This window comes from Thermohahella caldifontis (assembly GCF_041153465.1).
GTDB classification, from domain to species: Bacteria; Pseudomonadota; Gammaproteobacteria; order Pseudomonadales; family Oleiphilaceae; genus Thermohahella; species Thermohahella caldifontis.
Genome location: NZ_CP154858.1, coordinates 2900001 through 2923606, shown reverse-complemented (window position 1 = coordinate 2923606; position 23606 = coordinate 2900001). Strand labels below are relative to the sequence as shown.

Sequence of the window (23606 nt, the reverse complement as noted above, 5' to 3'; positions counted from 1 at the left end):
CTATTGTATAACCACCTTTGGATTTAAGGGGGGCAAGTTTAATTTGCCCCCCTTGTACAGTCAAGAGGATTGGTTCTTTTTTACCCAACCTCTTTACTTGTTCAGTTCGCTGCTCAGCGCTGCTTCGACTTCCGCAGCGGTGACCCCTTCGCGGCTCTGGCGCTTGCGTTTCCGCTCGCTGTGGTAGGCCAGACCGGTACCCGCAGGGATGAGACGCCCCACCACCACGTTTTCCTTCAGCCCGCGAAGATGGTCGCGCTTGCCAGTCACTGCCGCTTCCGTCAACACGCGGGTCGTCTCCTGGAAGGATGCCGCGGAAATGAAGCTTTCAGTTGCCAGCGATGCCTTGGTGATACCCAGAAGCACACGCTCATAGCGTGCCGGCATCAGATTGTTGGCAAGCGCCTTTTCATTTTCTTCCAGAATGGTCACGTATTCGACCTGATCACCCTGAATCAGCGGCGTGTCGCCCGGCTCGAGGACTTCAACCTTGCGGATCATCTGGCGAACAATCACTTCGATATGCTTGTCGTTGATGACAACGCCCTGGAGACGGTAGACCTCCTGGATTTCATTGATAATGTACTTGGCCAGTTCGCTGACACCCAGCAGCCGCAGGATATCGTGCGGGTTGACCGGGCCATCGGAAATCACCTCGCCCTTTTCAACGGTCTCACCCTCAAACACGTTCAGCTGACGCCACTTGGGAATGAGCGTCTCGACCGGCTCGCCATCCTTCGGGGTAATCACCAGGCGTTTCTTTCCTTTTGTTTCCTTACCGAAAGATACGACACCGGTCACTTCTGCCAGAATTGCAGGCTCCTTCGGCTTTCTTGCTTCGAACAGATCGGCAACACGCGGCAGACCACCGGTGATATCCCGTGTTTTGGATGATTCCTGCGGAATACGGGCAACCACCTCACCAACCTTGACCTGATCGCCGTTTTTAAGGCTGAGCAGGGCATTCGGGGGCAGGAAGTACTGAACAGGGGTATCGGTTCCCGGAAACTTAACGGGCTCACCGGACTCATCCACGATCTGAACCATCGGACGGATGTCCTTGCCTGCCGCAGGGCGTTCCTTGGCATCCAGAATCTGGATGTTGGAGAGGCCGGTGGTCTCATCTGTCTGTGTTCTGACCGTGATACCCTCTTCCATTCCAACGAATGAAACCCGTCCAGCCACTTCCGTGACAATCGGGTGGGTATGCGGATCCCACTTCGCCACAACCGTACCCGGCTCGACGACATCGCCCGTCTTGATACTCAGCAGAGCGCCGTAAGGCAGCTTGTAGGATTCACGCTCACGCCCCTGCTCGTCGGCTACGGCCAGCGTACCCGAGCGGGAAATGACGATTGCTTGTCCGTCTTCACGCTCGATGGACTTGATGTTATGCAGACGAATGGTACCGCCGTGCTTCACCTGGATATTATCAACGGCCGACGCCCGTGACGCCGCACCACCAATATGGAACGTACGCATGGTCAGCTGGGTACCCGGCTCACCAATGGACTGCGCGGCAATGACACCTACAGCCTCACCCACGTTGACCAGATGACCGCGGGCCAGATCCCGGCCATAACACTTGGCACAGACGCCGTACTTGGTTTCACAGGTAATCGGTGAACGTACCAGGACTTCATCCACACCGGACGCCTCAACGACCTGCACAAGTTTTTCATCCAGCAGGGTGCCACGAGGCAGAATGACTTCATCCGTACCCGGCTTGACAAGGTCAATCGCCAGTACGCGACCGAGCACCCGATCACCCAGCGGTACAACCACGTCGCCACCTTCAATGTGCGGCGTCACGATCAGGCCTTCTTCCGTACCACAATCTTCTTCCGTGATCACCAGGTCCTGAGCGACGTCGACAAGACGGCGTGTCAGGTAACCGGAGTTCGCCGTCTTCAATGCGGTATCAGCCAGACCCTTCCGCGCACCGTGCGTGGAAATGAAGTACTGGAGTACGTTGAGTCCCTCACGGAAGTTTGCCGTGATCGGCGTTTCAATGATCGAGCCATCCGGCTTGGCCATCAGGCCACGCATGCCGGCCAACTGACGGATCTGCGCCGCCGAACCCCGTGCACCGGAATCCGCCATCATGAAGACGGAGTTGAAGGAAGGCTGCTTGACGATGTTGCCGTCACGGTCCTTCACTTCCTCGTAACCCAGGCGCTCCATCATGGCCTTGGCGACCTGGTCATTTGCCCGTGACCAGATATCAATGACCTTGTTGTACTTTTCACCCTGAGTCAGCAGACCGGATGCATATTGCTCTTCAACTTCCTTGACCTCGGCTTCGGCTGCAGCGATGATCCGGGCCTTCTCTTCGGGGATCACGAAGTCGTTCACACCGATGGAGGAGCCGGATACGGTCGCGAGGCGGAACCCGGTATACATGATCTGGTCTGCAAAAATGACCGTTTCCTTGAGACCAACACGCCGGTAACAGGCGTTCAGAAGCCTTGAGATCGCCTTCTTGGTCATGTTCTGATTGACCAGTTCGAAAGGCAGCCCCTCAGGCACAATCCGATACAGGAGCGCGCGTCCCACGGTGGTGTCATAGAGTGTCACCGTTTCCTGGCGCCCCCCTCGTCATCAAATGCCACCTCACGTATGCGAACCTTGATTCTGGCCTGCAGATGAACCTTGCCTGCACCATAGGCACGCTCCACTTCATCCGTATCGGCAAATGCCATACCCTCGCCGGGCGCGTTGATACGCTCTCGGGTCATCCAGTACAGACCGAGTACAACGTCCTGTGACGGTACAATAATGGGTTCACCATTGGCCGGCGACAGGATGTTGTTCGTTGACATCATCAGGGCACGCGCCTCGAGCTGGGCCTCCAGCGTGAGGGGCACGTGAACGGCCATCTGGTCACCGTCAAAGTCTGCGTTATAGGCGGTACATACCAGCGGATGGAGCTGAATGGCCTTGCCTTCAATCAGAACAGGCTCGAATGCCTGAATACCGAGGCGGTGCAGTGTCGGCGCACGGTTAAGCAATACGGGATGTTCGCGGATCACCTCATCCAGGATATCCCAAACGACCGGCTCCTCCCTTTCGACCATTTTCTTGGCCGCCTTGATGGTGGTCGCCAGGCCGCGATGCTCCAGTTTGGAGAAGATAAATGGCTTGAACAGCTCAAGCGCCATTTTCTTGGGCAGACCGCACTGGTGCAGCCTCAGTGTCGGACCCACAACGATGACCGAACGCCCGGAGTAGTCAACGCGCTTACCCAGCAGGTTCTGACGGAAACGACCCTGCTTGCCCTTGATCATGTCTGCAAGGGACTTCAGCGGACGCTTGTTTGATCCGGTGATTGCCCGACCACGACGACCATTGTCCAGAAGCGCGTCAACGGCCTCCTGCAGCATACGCTTTTCGTTGCGTACGATAATATCCGGCGCATTGAGCTCAAGCAGTCGCTTGAGGCGATTGTTCCGGTTGATGACCCGACGATACAGATCGTTGAGATCAGAGGTGGCGAAACGTCCACCATCCAGCGGTACCAGAGGGCGCAGATCAGGCGGCAAAACCGGCAGCACCTTGAGGATCATCCACTCCGGCTTGTTCCCGGAATCCAGGAACGCCTCCATGAGCTTCAGCCGCTTGGACAACTTCTTCAGTTTGGTTTCGGAATTGGTCGCCGGAATCTCTTCGCGGAGACGGCGAATCTCATCCTCCAGATCCATGTCCGCCAGCAGCGCCTGGATTGCTTCAGCTCCCATGCGGGCATCAAATTCATCGCCAAACTCTTCAAGCGCCTCATAATACTGCTCATCATTGAGCAGTTGCCCGCGCTCCAGACTGGTCATGCCCGGGTCAATGACGATGAAGGATTCAAAATACAGCACCCGCTCGATATCCCGAAGCGTCATGTCAAGGAGCAGGCCGATACGGGATGGCAACGACTTCAGGAACCAGATATGTGCAACGGGGCTGGCAAGCTCGATGTGACCCATCCGCTCGCGACGCACGCTCGCCGGTGCGACTTCAACGCCACACTTTTCACAAATGACACCCCGGTGCTTCAGGCGCTTGTATTTTCCGCAAAGGCACTCGTAGTCCTTGACCGGACCAAAAATCTTGGCACAGAAAAGGCCATCACGCTCTGGCTTGAACGTCCGGTAATTGATGGTTTCCGGCTTCTTGACTTCACCGTAGGACCAGGAGCGAATCATGTCGGGCGATGCCAGTCCGATACGGATAACATCGAACTCGTTGTTATGATTCTCTTTCTTGATTTCTTTAAGCAAATCTTTCATGGGCAGTGGCCTCTGATGACAGGGGGAGGACACCCTCCCCTCGTTCAATCCAGTTATTCGGTTTCCAGTTCGATGTCGATACCCAGCGAGCGGATTTCCTTGACGAGAACATTGAATGACTCCGGCATGCCCGGTTCCATCTGATGGTTGCCATCCACAATGTTCTTGTACATCTTGGTCCGCCCTGCCACATCATCGGATTTGACAGTAAGCATTTCCTGCAGTGTGTAGGCAGCACCGTACGCTTCCAGTGCCCAAACCTCCATCTCACCAAATCGCTGACCACCAAACTGAGCCTTACCACCCAGCGGCTGCTGCGTAACAAGGCTGTAGGAGCCTGTGGACCGGGCGTGCATCTTGTCATCCACCAGGTGATTCAGCTTCAGCATGTACATGTAGCCAACAGTCACCTTACGATGGAATTCCTCGCCGGTACGCCCGTCAAACAGACGGATCTGCCCGCTGTCGTCGAGACCCGCCAAACGCAGCATTTTCTTGATCTCTTCCTCTTTGGCACCATCAAAAGCCGGCGTTGCGATGGGCACGCCGTCCTTCAGATTCTCGGCCAGCTCCATGATCTCGGCGTCAGACAGGCTATCCAGATCCTCTTTCTTGTCGCCAATCTCACAGTAGATCTGCTTGAGGAAGTCCCGGATCTCTGCAACGCGACGCTGCTGCTCAAGCATTTCGTTGATCCGATCCCCCAGACCCTTTGCCGCTGCGCCCAGGTGTGTCTCCAGCACCTGGCCGACATTCATGCGCGACGGCACACCCAGCGGATTGAGGACGATATCCACCGGATTGCCCTGTTCGTCATAGGGCATGTCCTCAACAGGCATGATCGCGGAGATGACACCCTTGTTACCATGACGACCGGCCATCTTGTCACCAGGCTGAATCCGTCGTTTCACGGCCAGATAGACCTTGACCACCTTGAGCACGCCCGGCGCCAGATCATCGCCATTGGAAAGCTTGCGCTTCTTGATCTCAAAACGCTCCTCAATAGAGGCCCGACGCTCTTCAAGCTGCTGCTCCGCTTTGGCCAGCAGATCATTGAGCGTATCGTCCATCATCTTGAGCTTGAACCACTCGTCCTTTTCGTACGCATTGAGGTGTGACTCTGTCAGCACATCACCCTTGCTCAGACCCGGGCCCGACAACACGGTCTGCCCCGTCAAGGCATCGCGCAGCCGCTTGAATACCGCACCTTCAACAATACGGTACTCATCGGTCAAATCCTTGCGGTACTTGTCCAGCTCAGCCTTTTCGATCTCCTTGGATCGCTGGTCTTTCTCAACGCCATCGCGGGTGAAGACCTGTACGCCGATAACCGTACCGCGAACACCGGTGCCTACTCTCAAGGAGGTGTCCTTGACGTCAGAAGCCTTCTCGCCAAAAATCGCGCGCAGAAGCTTTTCTTCCGGTGTCAGCTGTGATTCGCCCTTCGGTGTCACCTTGCCTACCAGAATGTCGCCCGGTTCTACCTCCGCACCAATATAAATGATGCCGGACTCATCAAGCTTCGAGAGCGCACTTTCACCCACGTTGGGAATATCCGCCGTGATTTCCTCGGGCCCAAGCTTGGTATCCCGCGCAATACAGCTCAATTCCTGAATGTGAATCGTCGTCAGACGGTCTTCCTGAACCACGCGCTCCGACAGCAGAATGGAGTCCTCAAAGTTGTATCCATTCCAGGGCATAAACGCGATGCGCATGTTCTGACCCAGTGCGAGCTCACCCAGGTCAACGGAGGGTCCGTCTGCCAGGACATCACCCCGCTGCACTACATCACCTTCCTTGACGATGGGACGCTGATTGATACAGGTATTCTGGTTCGAGCGGGTATATTTGGTGAGGTTGTAGATATCGACACCTGCATCACCCCCATCGACTTCATCCTCATTGGCACGGACAACGATACGGGCAGCATCCACGCTCACCACAACACCACCACGCCGGGCCACGGCGCATACACCCGAATCCTGCGCCACGTAACGTTCAAATCCCGTACCCACCAGCGGTTTCTCCGCCTTGAGCGTCGGCACAGCCTGCCGCTGCATGTTGGAACCCATCAGGGCCCGGTTGGCGTCATCGTGCTCAAGGAACGGAATCAGAGACGCAGCCACGGAGACAACCTGCCGCGGCGACACATCCATATAGCTGACGCGCTCCGGTGGCATCACTGTCGTTTCATTCTGGTGGCGTACAGTCACGAGGTCATCCAGCAGACGGCCTTCTTCATCGACACGGGCACTCGCCTGGGCAATGACCTGCTCAGCCTCATCGATGGCCGACAGGTATTCGATCTCATCCGTAACGCGACCATTCACGACCTTGCGGTAGGGCGTTTCCAGAAAGCCATAAGGGTTGGTACGCGCATAGGTTGCCAGGGAGTTGATCAAACCGATGTTCGGACCTTCCGGCGTTTCAATCGGACACAGCCGACCGTAATGAGTCGGATGAACGTCCCGCACCTCAAATCCTGCACGCTCTCGTGTCAGGCCACCCGGACCCAACGCGGAAACACGGCGCTTGTGCGTGACTTCGGACAGCGGGTTGTTCTGATCCATGAACTGGGACAGCTGACTGGATCCAAAGAATTCCTTGATGGCCGCAGCGACCGGCTTGGCATTGATCAGATCCTGAGGCATCAGCCCCTCGGATTCTGCCATGCTCAGGCGCTCCTTGACTGCGCGCTCCACCCGCACCAGACCAACCCGAAACTGGTTCTCTGCCATCTCGCCCACGGAGCGGATGCGGCGGTTACCGAGATGGTCGATATCATCAACCTGACCTTTGCCGTTACGAATGTCGATCAGGGTTTTGAGTACATCGATGATGTCCTGCTTGTCGAGGGTCCCCGGACCAGTCGGATCTTCGCGACCCAGACGGCGATTGAACTTCATGCGGCCAACGGCCGACAGGTCGTACCGCTCTTCCGTAAAGAAGAGGTTATTGAACAGGTTCTCCGCAGACTCTTTCGTAGGCGGTTCACCCGGGCGCATCATGCGATAGATTTCGACCAACGCTTCCAGCTGGGTGCGTGTGGGATCAATGCGCAGCGTATCGGAAATGAAGGGTCCGCAATCCAGATCGTTGGTATACAGCGTTTCAATTTCAGTGATGCCGGCTTCCTGGAGCTTGCTGACGACATCCTCTGTAATTTCCGTATTGCACTCAAACAGTATCTCACCCGTCTGGGGATCGACAACGTTGTGAGCAAGCACCTTTCCATAAAGATAGGTCAGCGGGACTTCAAGCTCGGTCATACCGAGTTTTTCAGCCTGACGAATGTGGCGCGCAGTAATCCGGCGCCCCTCTTCAACAATGATGTTGCCGTCAGGATCCTTGATATCGAAGGTAGCCAGCTCCCCTCTCAGACGAGACGGTACCAGCTCAAGCATTGCGCTGTCTTCCTTGAGCGTGAACCGGGATGTTTCGAAGAACATCTCCAGGATCTGTTCGGAATCGTATCCGAGAGCACGCAGCAAAATTGTCGCAGGCAGCTTCCGGCGCCGGTCGATGCGCACGAATACGCAGTCTTTGGGATCAAATTCAAAGTCCAGCCAGGAACCGCGATAAGGAATGACGCGGGCTGAATGCAGGAGCTTGCCTGAAGAGTGTGTTTTGCCCTTGTCATGATCAAAGAACACACCAGGAGATCGATGCAGCTGGGAAACAATAACCCGCTCGGTACCATTGATCACAAAGGTACCATTTTCGGTCATGAGCGGAATTTCGCCCATGTAGACTTCCTGTTCCTTGATATCCTTGATGGCTTTGTTATTGCTTTCCTTGTCGTAAATCACCAGTCGAACTTTCACACGCAGAGGCGCAGAATAGGTCGCCCCGCGGATCTGGCACTCATTGACGTCGAATACCGGCTCGCCCAAGCGATAGCTTACGTACTCGAGCGCGGCATTTCCGGAAAAGCTCGTGATCGGGAAAACCGACTTGAAAGCTGCGTGCAGCCCGACTTCCAGCCGCTCTTCAGGCGATGTAGAGGCCTGAAGAAAATCGCGGTATGAATCCAACTGGATTGCGAGCAGATAAGGCACATCCATGATGACCGGGAGTTTCCCGAACTCTTTACGGATACGCTTTTTTTCGGTGTAGGAGTATGTCATCGATTTTCCCCAGCTATGTCATGACACTTCGGCTTCGCCCCTGGAACAGAGGTCTTGGAATGGCGCTTTTACAACGGAAAAAGGCCGGCGTGCCATGCACGCCAGCCAGTTTCATCGAGCACAGACTGCTTACTTGAGCTCGACGGTAGCACCCGCTTCCTCGAGTTCCTTCTTCGCCTTTTCAGCGTCTTCTTTGCTCATGCCTTCCTTAACAGTGGCCGGAGCGCCGTCAACCATAGCCTTGGCTTCTTTCAGGCCCAGACCAGTGATGGCACGCACAACCTTGATGACGTTCACTTTCTTGTCACCAGCGGAAGTCAGAACCAGATCGAACTCGGTCTTCTCTTCGGCAGCCGCACCAGCGTCACCACCAGCAGCCGCAGGGGCTACGGCGACAGCAGCTGCTGCAGATACGCCAAACTTCTCTTCCATTGCTTCAACGAGCTCGACTACGTCCATTACGCTCATTTCAGCAATTGCATTCAGAATATCGTCTTTTGACAGAGCCATTGGTAGTTTCTCCTAAAAAATTAAATTTAACTCGCCGCTTTCTTTTGGTCACGCACTGCAGCAACCACACGGGTTACCTTGGCAGGTACTTCGTTGAGTGTGCGGGCCAGCTTGGTTACCGGCGCCAACATGACACTCATGAGCATTGCCAGAGCCTGGTCACGGGTCGGCAGGTTAGCGAGGCGATCCAACTGATTGGCACCCAGCAACTCACCCCCCACGGCCAACGCCTTAACTTCAAAGTTCTGGTTTTCCTTGGCGAAATCCTTGAAGATGCGCGCGGCCGCACCCGGATCCTCCATGGAAAATGCCAGCAGGGTCGGACCAACCAGCGCATCCTTGATGCACTCAAACTCGGTGCCTTCCACCGCACGACGTGCAAGCGTGTTACGAACTACGCGCAGATGAACATTCTCTGCACGAGCCTTGGCACGCAATGCTGCCATATCGTTGGACTCAACACCTCGATAGTCGGCCAGAACCACTGAAAGCGCCTGGCTGGCAGTGTCGTTAACCTCAGCGACAATCGCCTTTTTGTCTTCAAGTCTAATTGCCACTGGATTTCTCCTGTGTTTGCCGGAAAGTCCGGCGTTTCAGTATTGCCCGCCGGGGCGGGCCTGGATCACGGCGCTGGTAGGTGAACTACTCACACCGTCTGCGCAGGCAACTTTAACCTCTCGCGAGGACCTGCGGTCTTTGACAGCCTACGACGCTCAGTCGCAAGACCACCAAATCGTTTCCATCATGCACTCAGGGCATTCAGATCAATCTGAAGACCCGGGCCCATGGTGGAAGACAAAGTTACCTTCTTGAGATATACACCTTTTGCTGCAGGCGGCTTGGCCTTTTTCAGGTCAGCAAGCAGCGCCTCAACGTTTTCCTTGATCGCATTGGCATCAAAATCGACGTTGCCCACACGGGTGTGTACGATGCCGGCCTTGTCATTACGGTAACGCACCTGGCCCGCCTTGGCATTCTTGACTGCAGTTTCCACGTCAGCGGTAACAGTACCCACCTTCGGGTTCGGCATCAGACCACGCGGACCAAGAATCTGACCCAGCTGGCCAACGACACGCATGGCATCAGGGGTAGCAATCACCACGTCAAAGTCGAGATTACCGGCCTTGACCTGCTCAGCCAGATCTTCCATGCCAACGATATCTGCACCTGCTTCACGTGCCTTGTCTGCATTGGCACCCTGCGTGAAAACAGCCACACGAACGGATTTTCCGGTACCGTGAGGAAGAACGGTGGACCCACGAACGACCTGGTCGGATTTACGGGCATCAATACCCAGATTCACCGCCACATCAATGGATTCCTTGAACTTAACCAGCCCGTTCAACTCCTTGAGGAGGGCAACGGCTTCTTCAACAGTATATGCCTTGTTGGCATCCACTTTTTCAAGAATTACTTTTTTGCGCTTGGTCAGTTTAGCCATGCCTTAACCCTCCACATTCAAACCCATAGACCGGGCGGTACCCGCAATGGTACGCACGGCCGCATCCATATCAGCAGCAGTGAGATCAGGCTCCTTGACCTTGGCGATCTCCTCCAGCTGGGCACGCGTGACAGTCCCGACTTTTTGCGTATTGGGACGTCCACTACCACTCTTGATGCCAGCAGCCTTTTTCAGCAGCACTGATGCGGGCGGAGTTTTGGTGATGAATGTGAAGCTTCGGTCATTGTAAACCGTGATCACCACGGGAATCGGCAGACCCGGCTCCATGCCCTGAGTCTTGGCATTAAAGGCCTTGCAGAATTCCATGATATTCACACCATGCTGACCGAGCGCCGGGCCTACGGGGGACTCGGGTTTGCCTGGCCAGCCTTGACCTGCAGCTTGATATACGCTTGAACTTTCTTTGCCATGTTTACCTCCTGGGTATTAACGCAGCCGCAATGCTGCTCCCCTCATTTGAGACACAAAAAGCCCGTACTGCAGTTCAGCACGAGCCCTTGATACTTTTAGCGGTTATTCTTTCTCTACCTGCCCGAACTCAAGTTCAACAGGCGTTGCACGCCCAAAAATCAGGACAGCTACTTTAACACGACTTTTCTCGTAGTCAACCTCTTCGACCACACCATTAAAGTCGGCAAACGGCCCATCTGTTACGCGCACCGTCTCGCCTGGCTCGAACAGCGTCTTGGGACGTGGCTTTTCAGCACCACTTTCAACGCGCTGAAGAATTGCCTGAGCCTCTTTCTCACTGATCGGCGCAGGCTTGTCTGCCGTCCCGCCTATGAAGCCGAGTACCCGCGGCGTGGATTTGACCAAGTGCCATGTCTGGTCATTCATATCCATCTGAACCAGCACATAGCCCGGATAGAATTTGCGCTCACTTTTGCGCTTCTTACCGTCACGCATTTCGATGACTTCCTCAGTCGGCACGAGGATGTCACCGAAGTATTCTTCCATTCCATGCAGGGCTATACGCTCTTTCAGCGCGCGCATAACTTGCTTTTCATAGCCTGAATACGCCTGCACTACATACCAGCGCTTAGACACGTGGCCCCCTAGCCTATAACCGTGGCGATCACCCAGCTAATCAGGGAGTCAACCCCCCAAAGAAGCAGCGCAACCACCAACACAAACACAATGACAACCAAGGTAGTCTGAGTCCATTCCTGCCTGTTAGGCCAGACCACCTTACGAATCTCTGCCCGGGATGCCTTGAGCAGCTCCACAAACCGTGCACCGGTTTCCGTTTGAGCCGCCACAAAGGCTGCCACGGCAGCCAAGGCCAGCAGTGCCAGCACACGATAGAGTACCGACTCCCCGGAGTAATATTGATTACCCCAAACACCAACAGCCACCAGCAACAGAACGACCGCCCACTTAAGGCGGTCGTATGCTCCTGATGCCTTTTCTGTATCAGCCTTCATAGATATCCTGGCTCAGGTAGTGGCAGGCCAGGAGGGAATCGAACCCCCAACCTGCGGTTTTGGAGACCGCCGCTCTGCCAATTGAGCTACTGGCCTACCTGAAAAACGCTACTTACTCGATAATCTTGGAAACAACGCCCGCACCTACTGTACGACCGCCTTCGCGGATCGCAAAGCGCAGACCTTCTTCCATGGCGATCGGTGCAATCAGGGTGACGCCAATCTTCACGTTGTCACCCGGCATGACCATTTCCACGCCATCCTGCAGCTCAACCGCACCGGTCACGTCAGTGGTACGGAAGTAGAACTGCGGACGATAACCCTTGAAGAACGGAGTGTGACGACCACCTTCGTCCTTGCTCAGTACGTAGACCTCTGCCTCGAACTTGGTGTGCGGAGTGATGGTACCCGGCTTCGCCAGAACCTGACCACGCTCAACTTCGTCACGCTTGGTACCACGCAGCAGAACACCGATGTTCTCGCCCGCACGACCTTCGTCGAGCAGCTTGCGGAACATTTCCACACCGGTAACGGTGGTCTTGGTGGTCGGACGCAGACCGACAATTTCCACTTCCTCGCCCACCTTGATGATGCCACGCTCTACACGGCCAGTCACCACAGTACCACGACCGGAGATGGAGAACACGTCCTCGATCGGCATCAGGAACGGCTGGTCGATGGCACGCTCCGGCTCGGGGATGTACTCGTCCATGGTCTCAACCAGCTTCTTCACGGCGCTGGTACCCAGACCATTGTCATCCTTGCCTTCCAGGGCCATCAGTGCAGAGCCGATGATGACAGGCGTGTCGTCACCCGGGAACTCGTACTGGTTCAGCAGGTCACGAACTTCCATTTCAACCAGCTCGAGCAGCTCTTCGTCATCCACCATGTCTGCCTTGTTCAGGAAGACCACGATGTACGGTACGCCAACCTGACGCGCCAGCAGGATGTGCTCACGAGTCTGAGGCATGGGGCCGTCAGCAGCGGAGCAGACCAGGATTGCACCGTCCATCTGCGCCGCACCAGTGATCATGTTCTTCACGTAGTCAGCGTGTCCCGGACAGTCCACGTGTGCATAGTGACGCTTGGGAGACTCATACTCTACGTGCGCAGTCGCGATAGTGATACCACGCTGACGCTCTTCCGGCGCTGCGTCGATCTGGTCAAACGCCTTCATTTCGCCGCCCCAGGTTTCCGCACATACGCGCGTCAGTGCAGCGGTCAGCGTTGTTTTGCCGTGGTCAACGTGACCAATAGTACCGACGTTGACGTGCGGTTTGGTACGTTCAAATTTTTCTTTTGCCATTGCTACACTCTCCCAGGATACGGACTTTGGCGACGACCTGCTCAGAATACACTATAAAAATGGAGCTCATAACCGGACTCGAACCGGTGACCTCTTCCTTACCAAGGAAGTGCTCTACCACCTGAGCTATATGAGCTCTTCACCTGGAGCGGGCAGCGGGAATCGAACCCGCGTCATCAGCTTGGAAGGCTGAGGTAATAGCCACTATACGATGCCCGCATATCCCACTTAAAAAGTGGTGGAGGGGGTAGGATTCGAACCTACGAAGGCTGAGCCGTCAGATTTACAGTCTGATCCCTTTGGCCACTCGGGAACCCCTCCACATGCGTCACACCCTAAGGCATAACGCCCGAAACTGAATGGAGCTGGCGGACGGAATCGAACCCCCGACCTGCTGATTACAAGTCAGCTGCTCTACCAACTGAGCTACGCCAGCTCACAAGGTCTCTCATTTCGAGAGGCCGCTATACTAAGGAACTTTTTTTTGCGATGCAAGCCCTTCGCATAAAATTTCTCGCCGTTCGACTCGCGACCAGACCTTGTTGCCCAGAAACAACGGATCGAGCCTTGCACGCAAGCCGATGCTGGATGGCTCCAGTGGCGCAACCCAGTATTCCTTGCGCGTCCGCCGCACCTCTTTCAGCTCCGCATTCAGGCCTTGCTTGCGACGTTCTTCAAGCATCGCCCGTGCACTGTCAATATTCCTGAAAAGACCCAGCGAAATACCATTTCGCAAGGGACCCTGACTGATTCGGTAGCTGTCTATCTTCCTGACACGCAGCTCCGCCAGCTTTCTGTTTGCCTGAGCGCGTGATGGCAAGGGGGGATATACACCCAATAGTCGGGCGCAATTTCCCTTTCCTTCACAATCTTTCTCGCCTCTATGCGGTTTTTGACGAGATAGGATAACAGCTCATCTGCAGCGTCCTCATCATACAAGGGGCCGAACAGCATACATAACTGCTCGCGGGATTTTTTGGAGGTGCGATGGCTCGAATCGGCAACGAGGACTGACTTATAGGGGTCTGTTGCCCTCAGCTCCTTCAACAGGATCAAAGGTTGCGCCTTTTCATTCACAACCGCTTGCTGCGGTACAGGCGCACTCCCTGCCCAACCCTTGTACTGAACCAAAAATACCAATCCGTTCAAAAGCAGCAGCGAAAGGAATATCCATCTCATTGGGAAAACTCCAAGCATCTCGCATGATAAACACCTTCCAGCACCAAGTCGTCCTGCAAGGTCAGGGTGACGGGCAGGGACAAGACGTCGGCCAAACCGGCGGCATCTCCCCCGGTCAGGATCAGTCGGTCGACCCCGGTCTCTTTAACACTACGCAAACCCACTTCTATGATACCTGTCAACGCAGCCCAAAGACCTCCTCTGACACACTCGGAAGTGCTTTTGCCAAGAAATACGGCGGGTATTTCCGTATCCGGACTGACACGTGCCATCCCCTCATCCACAGCTCTGGCCATCAACTGCAACCCCGGGGCAATCATTCCACCCAGGTGTACCCCCTCACGATTCACCACATCAAATGTCAATGCCGTTCCGGCATCAACAATCGCAAGCGTTTCCCGAGGAAATCTGCGCACAGCAGCAAGCATGGCGAGCCAACGATCCACCCCCAGATGACGCGGTTCACGGTAGGCGATCACCAGCCCCGGCACCTCGGCCTTCGATTGGACCACCCACAAATCGCTTGAATGAAATAGCGTTTGCCATTTCGAGATCTCGCCCGGATCGCGGACACTGGATAAGGCAATGCTTCCGGGGCTCAAGTCCTTCGCTGCCAGCAGTCCGGCAACATGCTCGGGTGTTTCAGCCGTCCCCTCGGTAACCACCAGATCATCCGCACGAAACCGCCACTTTACACGGCTGTTTCCCTGATCGACCTCCAGCCAGTTCATTACGCCGACCTCAACGACAACTCACCGGCCGAGACCAGCTCCACGCCATCGGCTGTCTTCAAACGTAATCGCCCCAGATCATCCACCCCATCATAACAGCCAGCAGAGGTGATACGCCCGCCATGACCTTTCATGACCACCTGACGTCCAATCATGGAATCATATTTATTCCAAAGCCCCTTGTACGCCTGAAAGCCCTCGGAAGGATAGCGCTCAACAAGCCTTCTGAGCCCGGGCAACAGTTGCAGCAAGACTTCTTTTCGCCTTACGGGTGTCTCGGACTGAACGGAAAGACAGGTCGCAGGCTGATCCAGGTTTTCCAGAAGAGGATCTTCATGGATATTAATTCCCAAACCCGCAATAACTCTGACGACTCCTCCCTGTTCGGCCTCAACCTCAACCAGGATGCCAGCGAGCTTCTTCCCCCTGCGTGAATATCATTTGGCCATTTGAGCGACAGAGGTGCACTTGCAAAAGTCTGCAATACATCTGTAACTACTGCGCCAATCGCGAGACTCAGGCCGGACAATGCTTCATAGCCTACAGAGAAAGATGTTCCCAACGAGAGGTACAGGCTCTTGCACAAGGGACTGGACCAGGGTCGCCCCATTCTGCCACGCCCTTTCAACTGCTGTTCGGCGCTGACCAGGCTAATCGAGGACACGGCGCAGCCCATCAGACGCCGCACTTCATCGTTCGTCGAGCCGCAACGAAAGCAGTAACGTATATCTGAATGGTTGAAACCCGCCCTGCACGCAATATCCCTGAAATCCTGCTCACAGATCAGGTCCGTATCAGGCGAGAGTCTGTATCCGCGCCCACGGATGTGCTCCAGAGGGTATCCCTCTGCGTGAAGCGCCCGGATATGTTTCCAGACTGCAGTCCTGGATACCCCTAATCGCTCGGCCACAGCCTGGCCGGACACCCAGTCGGTGCCGGCCACTTGCTCAAGGATAAGATCACGCAGATTAGATCCAGCCATGACCAGACAGTCTAGCTGGTTTGGGAAACCTAGTCGATGGGTGTGGCAGTCAGGTTGCTGGTAATGTTGAAGTTCTGCAAACGCATGCCATAGATAATTTTCTCAGGCGCACTGACGTCCGGATGCTTCAACTGAACGCTACCGATTGAAAGCTCCTTGAAGGATGTCTGCGCCCTGACTGCAAATCCGAGCGCAGTCCTGACAGTCCCCGGAGCCCCACCACCGACGCCATTGCGTTTCGTGACGACGCGTGTTTCATATACGTCCACGTTGATATCATTACGGAATCCGTAGGTATTACTTCCATCAACACCATCATTCGTGGAAATGTCATCAATGATGAGCTGGGTGCCCGTGCCATTGAGTGATTTGCTGCCACTTTTTCTGCGATTGGTCTCCCAGATCAGCTGAGTTCGCTTGTCGCTGTTCACTGCCGGAGAAAAGATCTGCTTCAGTGCGATGGTGACGCCTTCCTGACCCCGATCCTCCCAGCGCCCTCCCGACGCAGCACACGATGAAGCAGACGTCCCCGATCCGCCTACACATACCTGGCCGGCACCGCCTGCACGTACAGACATGGTTGATCCCTTTTCATAACGCTTGAGGACAATCCGTCCGATACTGTCTGACTGACGGGAGCCGATTCGAAGGTCACTGATATCGAGCGTACTCCATGCCTCACCCTTGACAATCATTAGCCCCTGAGCGTCGACATCAATGGTCATGTCACGCAGATGCTGATCATAATCAACACCTGTCAGCCAGACCCCCTGACTGTTTTCATCGACCATGATGGCCGCATTACCTTCCGTGACATGCAGGTCGGCGTTGACCGTGATACCTTCACCCTGCGCCCCTCCCGGGCCCAACGTATAATGACCGTTCAACGTAAAGTCATATGCCGGGAACACTTCGAGTGCCAGCAAGAGCTCCGTGCCGCCCTGGAGCGGCGCATCATCACGCCCCACTCTCAGCCCGTCAATCTTGTATCCACCTTTCACATTTTCAAAGCCGATACGCAGGCCATCAAAATATTCCTGACCATTTACATTTCCGGCACGCGTCACATCAAATGTAATATCGCCTCGCCCCCATGCCTGGATCCCGCTGAAGATCACGGCGTTGCCATCGTCAATGTAGCGCGCAGTCGCTTCCGGGAGACTCCACTCTGCATCTATCCTTATCCCCTGGTATCCGGTATTCCGGTCTCCCTGGCCCTGAACGTAGAACCGGTTGGTATAATTGCGGCCATTCCAGGTGCCGTCCCGGAAATCGAAGGCAAACTGTAACACACCGAAAGAGCGACTCATGTCACCAGCCCGAAGATGTGCGATATCCAGATTGCCCTTGAAGCGGTCAAACTGGATAGCGAGACCAAGATCGCCTTCGGGATCGGACGCCACGTCCAAAGTGAGATTGTTCAGGAAAAACTGCCCCGTGATTCCCTCAAGTGCCAGTGCATTACCGTTATCCAGATAGCGAAAGTTTGCGCCATAGATGACGGTATTGTTGTCGACTGTGAATCCGGCACCCGAGCGCCCACCGGCATGAATCCGGAAGATGGTGCTGACATCATAATCCAGATGCAGCCCTCCGTAGCTTGGCAGACTGGCACCACCGCCATTGCCGATCCCGCCAAAAACGGCAGGGTTATTGCTGTAACGCACCGCCCCCACATCCCAGCTTGCCCGCAGGCGCGGGAAGCTCATGTAGATGAAAGGCTGCCCTGAGGTATCCTTGGGATCCGTAGCAAATACCAAGAGGTTATCGTGTGCTGATATCCAGCCACTGATATCGTCGAGGATAAACTCGTTACCCTGATCCCTGAATGTGAACCGGCTGTTGCTGAGCACCATGTCCAGACTGTATTTCAGTCCTGCACCGTGGTAACCCTGAACATGCAATCTCCCCGCGGCGTTAATGTCGGAAATGAATGTACCCAGACTACGATCCCAATGATCCGAGAGAGAAACGTCACTGACGACCAGCCTGTTGTCACGCCAGTTGAATGGAATATAGAGACCTCCGGCATCCGTCACGCCAATCTGGTAATCCTGGGCCGCACCACGAGACGGGTCCCCGGTCGCTTCGATCCTTACGCCCCTGAAGCTCAGGCCGGCTCCATCATCCCAATAGTTCACCGAATCGATGGACAGGTTGGCCGATACCTCAAGAGACAGTCCCGCCTGCCCGCTCACTTCTCCGAGTGCGGACTCATCAAGCGATTGCAGGGCAGCGCCCGCTGAAACGGGACCAAGCAGGGCAAGCACAAACAGGTTCCTACGCATCTCTGTCACCTCCTCACGGGTTTCCGGTCGGGAAAACCAGAAGGTTCCCTTCCATGGTCACGTCGCCCTGCATGTGCACTGAATAGATATTGGTTTGCTGAAAACCGGGGTCGGTTGGCCGGGCTGTGCTGCTCGTGGCATAGGTGTAGCGCACGTCATCAAAACGCACTTTATCGGGCAAGCCGATTTCCAGTACGTCCTTGTCAAATTTTGCTCCATCTCCACCAAAACCGCTGTTGATATGTCTGACTCTCAGGGTGAGTCCCTGGAAGCTGAAACGACCGCGGATATCGTCCATCACAAACCAGCCACCATTTTCTCGTGTCTGATAGGCTATCCGGGCACCGCACTTCTTGCTGCTATCCGCACAGTTTCCGAAATAGGCGTTTTGTAACGGTCCGCCATTCTCATTGATGGTGATGTCGCCGGAAAGATAGATCCCGCCCTGACCGGAAACATCATCCAGCTCGGATTCTTCAACGGCCCTGAGCTCCGCAAATGACGACGAGGCCAGGAAAACCAGAATCAAACCCACTTTCAATGTGCTCATCGCCCACTCACCTCGCAAGATCATGGCTGCTGATCTTCATGTACTGTATCAGCAGGTTTTCGACTCGCGCTGACCCGAAATCATTGACTCCGCCGCTGTCGTGAACCTCAAGCTTCCCTATGAAAAGGTTGCCGCGGTTTGCGGGATCCTGATAGTAGTCGTTAAACCAGTCCCAAAGCGCCTTGTTGGAGGCTGCACTGCGGGTGCCGCCACCACTCCAACCCAACGCAGAGGGCAACGACGTGGGGGAAACACCAAACTTGTCCTGTGCCGCATCTGCAATGGATTTGATTTCATAGACAAAATTTCCCGAGCCATTCACGTTCATGGCCATGGGCTGCCTTGCGTTACCCAGCGGCAATTCCAGTATGAAATTCTTGAACAGAATTTCCCTGCCGCAGGTTGCACCACCATCCTCACATGTGGAGATGGTCAACTCGGGCGTATAGAAATTGAGCCGAAACTCTCCCACCATCTTGTTATCCTCACCCCACACTCTGAGGTGAGAACCATCCACAACTGCAGCCTTCGCATGAATATTCAGTTTCGAGGGCGATTTGGATCCCACTGAAATATCCAGCTTCAACCCGATATCCGGACGCTCTCCGTTTGCATAACCCGCACCCGCGATCCGGCTGTCACACAGCCCACCCCCGGCTGCGCCGGTCAGGCAGTCATAGCCGGCAGAAGCTACGTTGTACTCACGCAGAATAGTATTTCCGTTGGCATCCTTTTTTGGCGTGCCGTCCGGGTTACGGACAGGATCCATCTGCCCATCCAGGTCAAGATCCTTGTTCTGAACACCATCCGGGGAGTGCTGAACAGGCGCCCGGATTTCCAGTACCGCCTTGTTGGTGATCCCGATAGTGTTTCCATCCACCACATCGATGTTGAATGGATTGCCCAGACGACCAAGATTGACCGGATTGAGTGTTTCGCCATAGTTTGAACCTGCCCTGGCGATATAGAGCTGGTCGACCGCCACCACAACGTCCTCACCAAACGAACTTTTCAGCCCCTCAATCCTGTAGATCTTCCCATTTGCCGCATCATCCCTATGTTCAAACTTGAAGTTTTCAAGCACAAGGCCAAGGCCCTGCCCCTCTACACTGGCGAGCCCCTGATCATCCAGAGACTGCAATTCGGCCAAAGCGCTGGCGGACAGCCCCAGAATACCAAGCATCAACACATTGAGCGCACGGAATTTTTTCATCAGAACAACCCCCTGCCGCGGTCAATGTACTCGGTTCTCACCCGAGGCGTACCTTTCAGAGCCTGGTTCAGATCAACCTCAATTACACTATTCGGAATGTTGAAGAACGCGCCGCTGGTTGCCTTGATGAAGTCTGCATCGTTTGGATTTTCCTTGCGCACGTCGTTTAGCCATTGAAGGTCCTTGGTCTGAAAGGACAGGAACATTCCGGAGGAAGGTCCGGTGAGGTACTTTTTGCCGTTACGCTTTTCAACCTGACCGATAGGCAGGGATTTGTACATGCCCAGGTCAAAACAGACACTGACACCCAGCATCTGACAGTTATTCGGCTTGATTTCAACGGTGTCCTTTTCCCAGGCCCATCCACACCACGCCAGAATGACGGTCCCACTGCACCCATGTACGACCATATCATTAGAAAGCACGCCCAACTGCTCTGCAGCCTGATAAAGGATATAGCGAGTCGTTGCGTCTACGTCATACAAGTAGAAGACATCCCCATTGGGAATGCCGATGTACTGAGCCCGAATATTGTCCGGGTTACCCTGCTGGTCGACCAGCTTTGCGTTGGTGTAGAGGGGACTATTTGCTGTCAACAAAGGTGCCAGCGCAACGACAATTCTGTCCAGCAAGTTATTCGAGCTGGAACTGGCGGCCTTCATCCCTGATCCGTTATCACGAATGTCGACGTTCACGTTGCCGGTAAGGTACTGCACATCCCCCGAAAGATATCCCTCTGACTGACCGAAGCCGATACGAAACCCGGTCAGCTCGTTGGTCCCCTCGTCCATCGCGAACTCAATGAACGGATCGGTGATTTTGAAAGGGACAATCTCTCCATCACGATAGCTCGAACCGTCCGGCTTGAGCGGGCGAGGCATGCTTGGATTGTTCCGGAAGTAGTCTTCGTTATAGATGAAACCGAGTGCAAAATCGTTAATCAGGACGTCAGCGCTGTCCGCCGGCGCATTGGGATCATCCGTACGCTGATAGCGCCCCAGTTCAAGCACATCAGCATTCAACTGGGTTTCAATATCAAGACCAAAGTTAACCCGGGTATACGATGTATTATCGCCGGCGATCGGATTGAAATGCTTGTCGATGGAGATGTAAGCCTGGGCGACCACATCGGACATGGCGTCCTCATCAATGGGCTTGAGCTTACCCCATGACAAGGTACTCGCCGCCAACAGCGCGATCCCGAGAATCGTCAACGGTCGAATCAATTTGCCTGCCACGTACACCCCTCCTGACTGAGCGCTTACTGCACCCATCCTGATTTGTCATTTTTGCCTTGCCTCTGAACGGATTCGTAGTTTTTTGTTATGACTACTTTATAACCCATTTCAAAACGTGAAACAGCTGTACCAGTTCACATTCGCAGAGATTTGACAATCGTTATCAGAATTTGAGGGATCGCTCACAGGCAGCCCGAGCACTTCATCGGGCTTTGATCTGGGGGGCAGGTCAGCTCTGGCCTGGCAGCGAGGCTACTACCCGCCAATCCCCAAACGCAAGAAGGCCCCGGTATTGCTACCGGGGCCTGGGATAAGATGCCTGACGATGACCTACTCTCGCATGGGCAATGCCACACTACCATCGGCGCTGGACTGTTTCACTTCTGAGTTCGGTATGGGGTCAGGTGGTTCCAGTCCGCTATGATCATCAGGCAAAAACCTGTTGCTCTCACAAACTGCTGAACGAAAGCTGCGCTACACTCGCAATCCAAAAAACCGCTTCGGTGTTATATGGTCAAGCCTCACGGGCAATTAGTACTGGTTAGCTCAACGCCTCACAGCGCTTACACACCCAGCCTATCAACCTTGTGGTCTTCAAGGGCCCTTCAGGAGGATCAAGTCCTCAGGGAGACCTCATCTTGAAGGGGGCTTCCCGCTTAGATGCTTTCAGCGGTTATCCCGTCCGAACATAGCTACCCGGCAGTGCCACTGGCGTGACAACCGGAACACCAGAGGTTCGTCCACTCCGGTCCTCTCGTACTAGGAGCAGCTCTTCTCAAGTCTCCAACGTCCACGGCAGATAGGGACCGAACTGTCTCACGACGTTCTAAACCCAGCTCGCGTACCACTTTAAATGGCGAACAGCCATACCCTTGGGACCGGCTTCAGCCCCAGGATGTGATGAGCCGACATCGAGGTGCCAAACACCGCCGTCGATGTGAACTCTTGGGCGGTATCAGCCTGTTATCCCCGGAGTACCTTTTATCCGTTGAGCGATGGCCCTTCCATACAGAACCACCGGATCACTAAGACCTGCTTTCGCACCTGCTCGACTTGTCTGTCTCGCAGTCAAGCGCGCTTGTGCCTTTACACTAACCGTACGATGTCCGACCGTACTTAGCGCACCTTCGTGCTCCTCCGTTACTCTTTTGGAGGAGACCGCCCCAGTCAAACTACCCACCACACAGTGTCCTCGTCCTGGATAACAGGACAGAGTTAGAACCTCAACATGACCAGGGTGGTATTTCAAGGTCGGCTCCACCGGAACTGGCGTCCCGGCTTCAAAGCCTCCCACCTATCCTACACAAGTCATGTCAAAGTCCACTGTGAAGCTGTAGTAAAGGTTCACGGGGTCTTTCCGTCTAGCCGCGGATACACTGCATCTTCACAGCGATTTCAATTTCACTGAGTCTCGGGTGGAGACAGCGCCCCCATCGTTACGCCATTCGTGCAGGTCGGAACTTACCCGACAAGGAATTTCGCTACCTTAGGACCGTTATAGTTACGGCCGCCGTTTACCGGGGCTTCGATCAAGAGCTTCGCCCGAGGGCTAACCCCATCAATTAACCTTCCGGCACCGGGCAGGCGTCACACCCTATACGTCCACTTTCGTGTTTGCAGAGTGCTGTGTTTTTAATAAACAGTCGCAGGGGCCTGGTATCTTCGACCGGCTTCCGCTCCACCCGCAGGGGCTTCACGTACACACCGGCGTGCCTTCTCCCGAAGTTACGGCACCATTTTGCCTAGTTCCTTCACCCGAGTTCTCTCAAGCGCCTTGGTATTCTCTACCCGACCACCTGTGTCGGTTTAGGGTACGGTCACACATAACCTGAAGCTTAGAGGCTTTTCCTGGAAGCTTGGCATCAACTGCTTCGTACTCCGAAGAGTACTTCGACATCACGCCTCAGGATTGTGGACCCGGATTTGCCTAAGTCCACTCCCTACACGCTTATACCGGGACAACCAACGCCCGGCCAGCCTAGCCTTCTCCGTCCCCCCATCGCAGTTATGCGTGGTATCGGAATTTTAACCGATTTCCCATCGACTACACCTTTCGGTCTCGCCTTAGGGGCCGACTCACCCTGCGCCGATTAACGTTGCGCAGGAACCCTTGGTCTTCCGGCGAGGAGGTTTTTCACCCCCTTTATCGTTACTCATGTCAGCATTCGCACTTCTGATACCTCCAGCATGCCTTCCGACACACCTTCAACGGCTTACAGAACGCTCCCCTACCCCGCATACTTGCGTATGCAGCCGCAGCTTCGGTGTCCAGTTTGAGCCCCGTTACATCTTCCGCGCAGGCCGACTCGACTAGTGAGCTAT

16 protein-coding genes, 5 tRNA genes, 2 rRNA genes and 3 pseudogenes (1 of these 26 only partly in view) are annotated in these 23606 nt (G+C 54.9%); 1 reads left to right on the top strand and 25 read right to left on the bottom strand.

What is annotated here, in order from left to right:
- Nucleotides 1–93 precede the first annotated feature (93 nt).
- The 18 genes and pseudogenes from rpoC to AAIA72_RS14065 all read right to left on the bottom strand — a co-directional run bounded on the left by rpoC (nt 94) and on the right by AAIA72_RS14065 (nt 15147).
- Nucleotides 94–4274: pseudogene (rpoC, locus tag AAIA72_RS14150) on the bottom strand (DNA-directed RNA polymerase subunit beta').
- A 53-nt stretch (nt 4275–4327) separates the two neighbouring features.
- Nucleotides 4328–8401, bottom strand: a complete 4074-nt coding sequence (rpoB, locus tag AAIA72_RS14145; RefSeq protein WP_369600936.1) for a DNA-directed RNA polymerase subunit beta — start codon at nt 8399–8401, stop codon at nt 4328–4330.
- Between the two features lie 129 nt (nt 8402–8530).
- The gene (gene rplL, locus AAIA72_RS14140) at nt 8531–8911 is read right to left on the bottom strand and encodes a 50S ribosomal protein L7/L12 (protein WP_369600935.1); all 381 of its coding nucleotides are present in this window, start codon (nt 8909–8911) and stop codon (nt 8531–8533) included.
- A 26-nt stretch (nt 8912–8937) separates the two neighbouring features.
- Nucleotides 8938–9468 (bottom strand): 50S ribosomal protein L10, encoded by a 531-nt coding sequence (gene rplJ / locus AAIA72_RS14135; RefSeq protein ID WP_369600934.1) that lies wholly within the window; start codon nt 9466–9468, stop codon nt 8938–8940.
- Between the two features lie 185 nt (nt 9469–9653).
- Nucleotides 9654–10352 carry a 50S ribosomal protein L1 gene (gene rplA / locus AAIA72_RS14130; protein ID WP_369600933.1) on the bottom strand — a complete coding sequence of 233 codons (699 nt, stop codon included), beginning with the start codon at nt 10350–10352 and terminating at the stop codon, nt 9654–9656.
- 3 nt (nt 10353–10355) lie between these two features.
- A pseudogene (rplK, locus tag AAIA72_RS14125) lies at nt 10356–10783 on the bottom strand (50S ribosomal protein L11).
- Between the two features lie 103 nt (nt 10784–10886).
- Nucleotides 10887–11420, bottom strand: a complete 534-nt coding sequence (nusG, locus tag AAIA72_RS14120) for a transcription termination/antitermination protein NusG (RefSeq protein ID WP_369600932.1) — start codon at nt 11418–11420, stop codon at nt 10887–10889.
- Nucleotides 11421–11428: 8 nt separating this feature from the next.
- Nucleotides 11429–11797, bottom strand: coding sequence for a preprotein translocase subunit SecE (secE, locus tag AAIA72_RS14115; protein WP_369600931.1), 369 nt, complete (start codon nt 11795–11797; stop codon nt 11429–11431).
- A gap of 20 nt (nt 11798–11817) precedes the next feature.
- Nucleotides 11818–11893, bottom strand: a tRNA-Trp gene (locus AAIA72_RS14110).
- A gap of 16 nt (nt 11894–11909) precedes the next feature.
- Nucleotides 11910–13103, bottom strand: coding sequence for an elongation factor Tu (tuf, locus tag AAIA72_RS14105; RefSeq protein ID WP_369600930.1), 1194 nt, complete (start codon nt 13101–13103; stop codon nt 11910–11912).
- A gap of 60 nt (nt 13104–13163) precedes the next feature.
- A tRNA-Thr gene (locus tag AAIA72_RS14100) sits at nt 13164–13239 on the bottom strand.
- Nucleotides 13240–13247: 8 nt separating this feature from the next.
- Nucleotides 13248–13322: transfer RNA gene (locus tag AAIA72_RS14095), tRNA-Gly, on the bottom strand.
- Nucleotides 13323–13339: 17 nt separating this feature from the next.
- Nucleotides 13340–13424 (bottom strand) — tRNA-Tyr (locus AAIA72_RS14090).
- A gap of 39 nt (nt 13425–13463) precedes the next feature.
- Nucleotides 13464–13539 (bottom strand) — tRNA-Thr (locus tag AAIA72_RS14085).
- A gap of 33 nt (nt 13540–13572) precedes the next feature.
- Complete coding sequence (locus AAIA72_RS14080; RefSeq protein WP_369600929.1) at nt 13573–13839, bottom strand: hypothetical protein; 267 nt, start codon at nt 13837–13839, stop codon at nt 13573–13575.
- A 26-nt stretch (nt 13840–13865) separates the two neighbouring features.
- A complete protein-coding gene (locus AAIA72_RS14075; protein ID WP_369600928.1) occupies nt 13866–14282 on the bottom strand; it encodes a hypothetical protein in 417 nt (138 codons plus the stop codon).
- Complete coding sequence (locus AAIA72_RS14070) at nt 14279–15013, bottom strand: type III pantothenate kinase (RefSeq protein ID WP_369600927.1); 735 nt, start codon at nt 15011–15013, stop codon at nt 14279–14281. The genes AAIA72_RS14075 and AAIA72_RS14070 overlap by 4 nt, the downstream gene beginning before the upstream one ends.
- Complete coding sequence (locus AAIA72_RS14065; RefSeq protein WP_369603012.1) at nt 15013–15147, bottom strand: hypothetical protein; 135 nt, start codon at nt 15145–15147, stop codon at nt 15013–15015. Before AAIA72_RS14065 ends, AAIA72_RS14070 begins: the two co-directional genes overlap by 1 nt.
- Here AAIA72_RS14065 and AAIA72_RS14060 point away from each other — a divergent pair.
- Nucleotides 15136–15447 (top strand): hypothetical protein, encoded by a 312-nt coding sequence (locus AAIA72_RS14060; RefSeq protein ID WP_369603028.1) that lies wholly within the window; start codon nt 15136–15138, stop codon nt 15445–15447. The two genes, AAIA72_RS14065 and AAIA72_RS14060, sit on opposite strands and share 12 nt — an antisense overlap.
- Nucleotides 15448–15491: 44 nt before the next feature.
- Here AAIA72_RS14060 and AAIA72_RS14055 read toward each other — a convergent pair.
- From AAIA72_RS14055 to AAIA72_RS14025, 7 genes and pseudogenes are all read right to left on the bottom strand, one after another.
- Nucleotides 15492–15995, bottom strand: a pseudogene (locus AAIA72_RS14055) (HTH domain-containing protein); the annotation flags it as partial.
- A 29-nt stretch (nt 15996–16024) separates the two neighbouring features.
- Nucleotides 16025–18283 (bottom strand): DUF6160 family protein, encoded by a 2259-nt coding sequence (locus AAIA72_RS14050; protein WP_369600926.1) that lies wholly within the window; start codon nt 18281–18283, stop codon nt 16025–16027.
- A 13-nt stretch (nt 18284–18296) separates the two neighbouring features.
- Nucleotides 18297–18833: a hypothetical protein gene (locus AAIA72_RS14045; RefSeq protein WP_369600925.1), complete on the bottom strand. Its 537-nt coding sequence runs from the start codon at nt 18831–18833 to the stop codon at nt 18297–18299.
- Nucleotides 18834–18840: 7 nt separating this feature from the next.
- Nucleotides 18841–20046, bottom strand: a complete 1206-nt coding sequence (locus tag AAIA72_RS14040) for a hypothetical protein (RefSeq protein WP_369600924.1) — start codon at nt 20044–20046, stop codon at nt 18841–18843.
- The gene (locus AAIA72_RS14035; RefSeq protein WP_369600923.1) at nt 20046–21284 is read right to left on the bottom strand and encodes a hypothetical protein; all 1239 of its coding nucleotides are present in this window, start codon (nt 21282–21284) and stop codon (nt 20046–20048) included. Before AAIA72_RS14035 ends, AAIA72_RS14040 begins: the two co-directional genes overlap by 1 nt.
- A gap of 317 nt (nt 21285–21601) precedes the next feature.
- A 5S ribosomal RNA gene (gene rrf, locus AAIA72_RS14030) occupies nt 21602–21716 on the bottom strand.
- Nucleotides 21717–21794: 78 nt separating this feature from the next.
- Nucleotides 21795–23606, bottom strand: a 23S ribosomal RNA gene (locus AAIA72_RS14025) (it continues 1082 nt past the right edge of the window).

Excerpts from the sequence above, each read along its gene's own strand:
- rpoB (WP_369600936.1), bottom strand. The coding sequence starts at position 8,401 with ATGACATACTCCTACACCGAAAAAAAGCGTATCCGTAAAGAGTTCGGG.
- rplL (WP_369600935.1), bottom strand. The coding sequence starts at position 8,911 with ATGGCTCTGTCAAAAGACGATATTCTGAATGCAATTGCTGAAATGAGC.
- rplA (WP_369600933.1), bottom strand. The coding sequence starts at position 10,352 with ATGGCTAAACTGACCAAGCGCAAAAAAGTAATTCTTGAAAAAGTGGAT.
- secE (WP_369600931.1), bottom strand. The coding sequence starts at position 11,797 with ATGAAGGCTGATACAGAAAAGGCATCAGGAGCATACGACCGCCTTAAG.
- tuf (WP_369600930.1), bottom strand. The coding sequence starts at position 13,103 with ATGGCAAAAGAAAAATTTGAACGTACCAAACCGCACGTCAACGTCGGT.
- AAIA72_RS14075 (WP_369600928.1), bottom strand. The coding sequence starts at position 14,282 with ATGAGATGGATATTCCTTTCGCTGCTGCTTTTGAACGGATTGGTATTT.
- AAIA72_RS14070 (WP_369600927.1), bottom strand. The coding sequence starts at position 15,013 with ATGAACTGGCTGGAGGTCGATCAGGGAAACAGCCGTGTAAAGTGGCGG.
- AAIA72_RS14060 (WP_369603028.1), top strand. The coding sequence starts at position 15,136 with ATGACCTTTCATGACCACCTGACGTCCAATCATGGAATCATATTTATT.
- AAIA72_RS14065 (WP_369603012.1), bottom strand. The coding sequence starts at position 15,147 with ATGAAAGGTCATGGCGGGCGTATCACCTCTGCTGGCTGTTATGATGGG.
- AAIA72_RS14050 (WP_369600926.1), bottom strand. The coding sequence starts at position 18,283 with ATGCGTAGGAACCTGTTTGTGCTTGCCCTGCTTGGTCCCGTTTCAGCG.
- AAIA72_RS14045 (WP_369600925.1), bottom strand. The coding sequence starts at position 18,833 with ATGAGCACATTGAAAGTGGGTTTGATTCTGGTTTTCCTGGCCTCGTCG.
- AAIA72_RS14040 (WP_369600924.1), bottom strand. The coding sequence starts at position 20,046 with ATGAAAAAATTCCGTGCGCTCAATGTGTTGATGCTTGGTATTCTGGGG.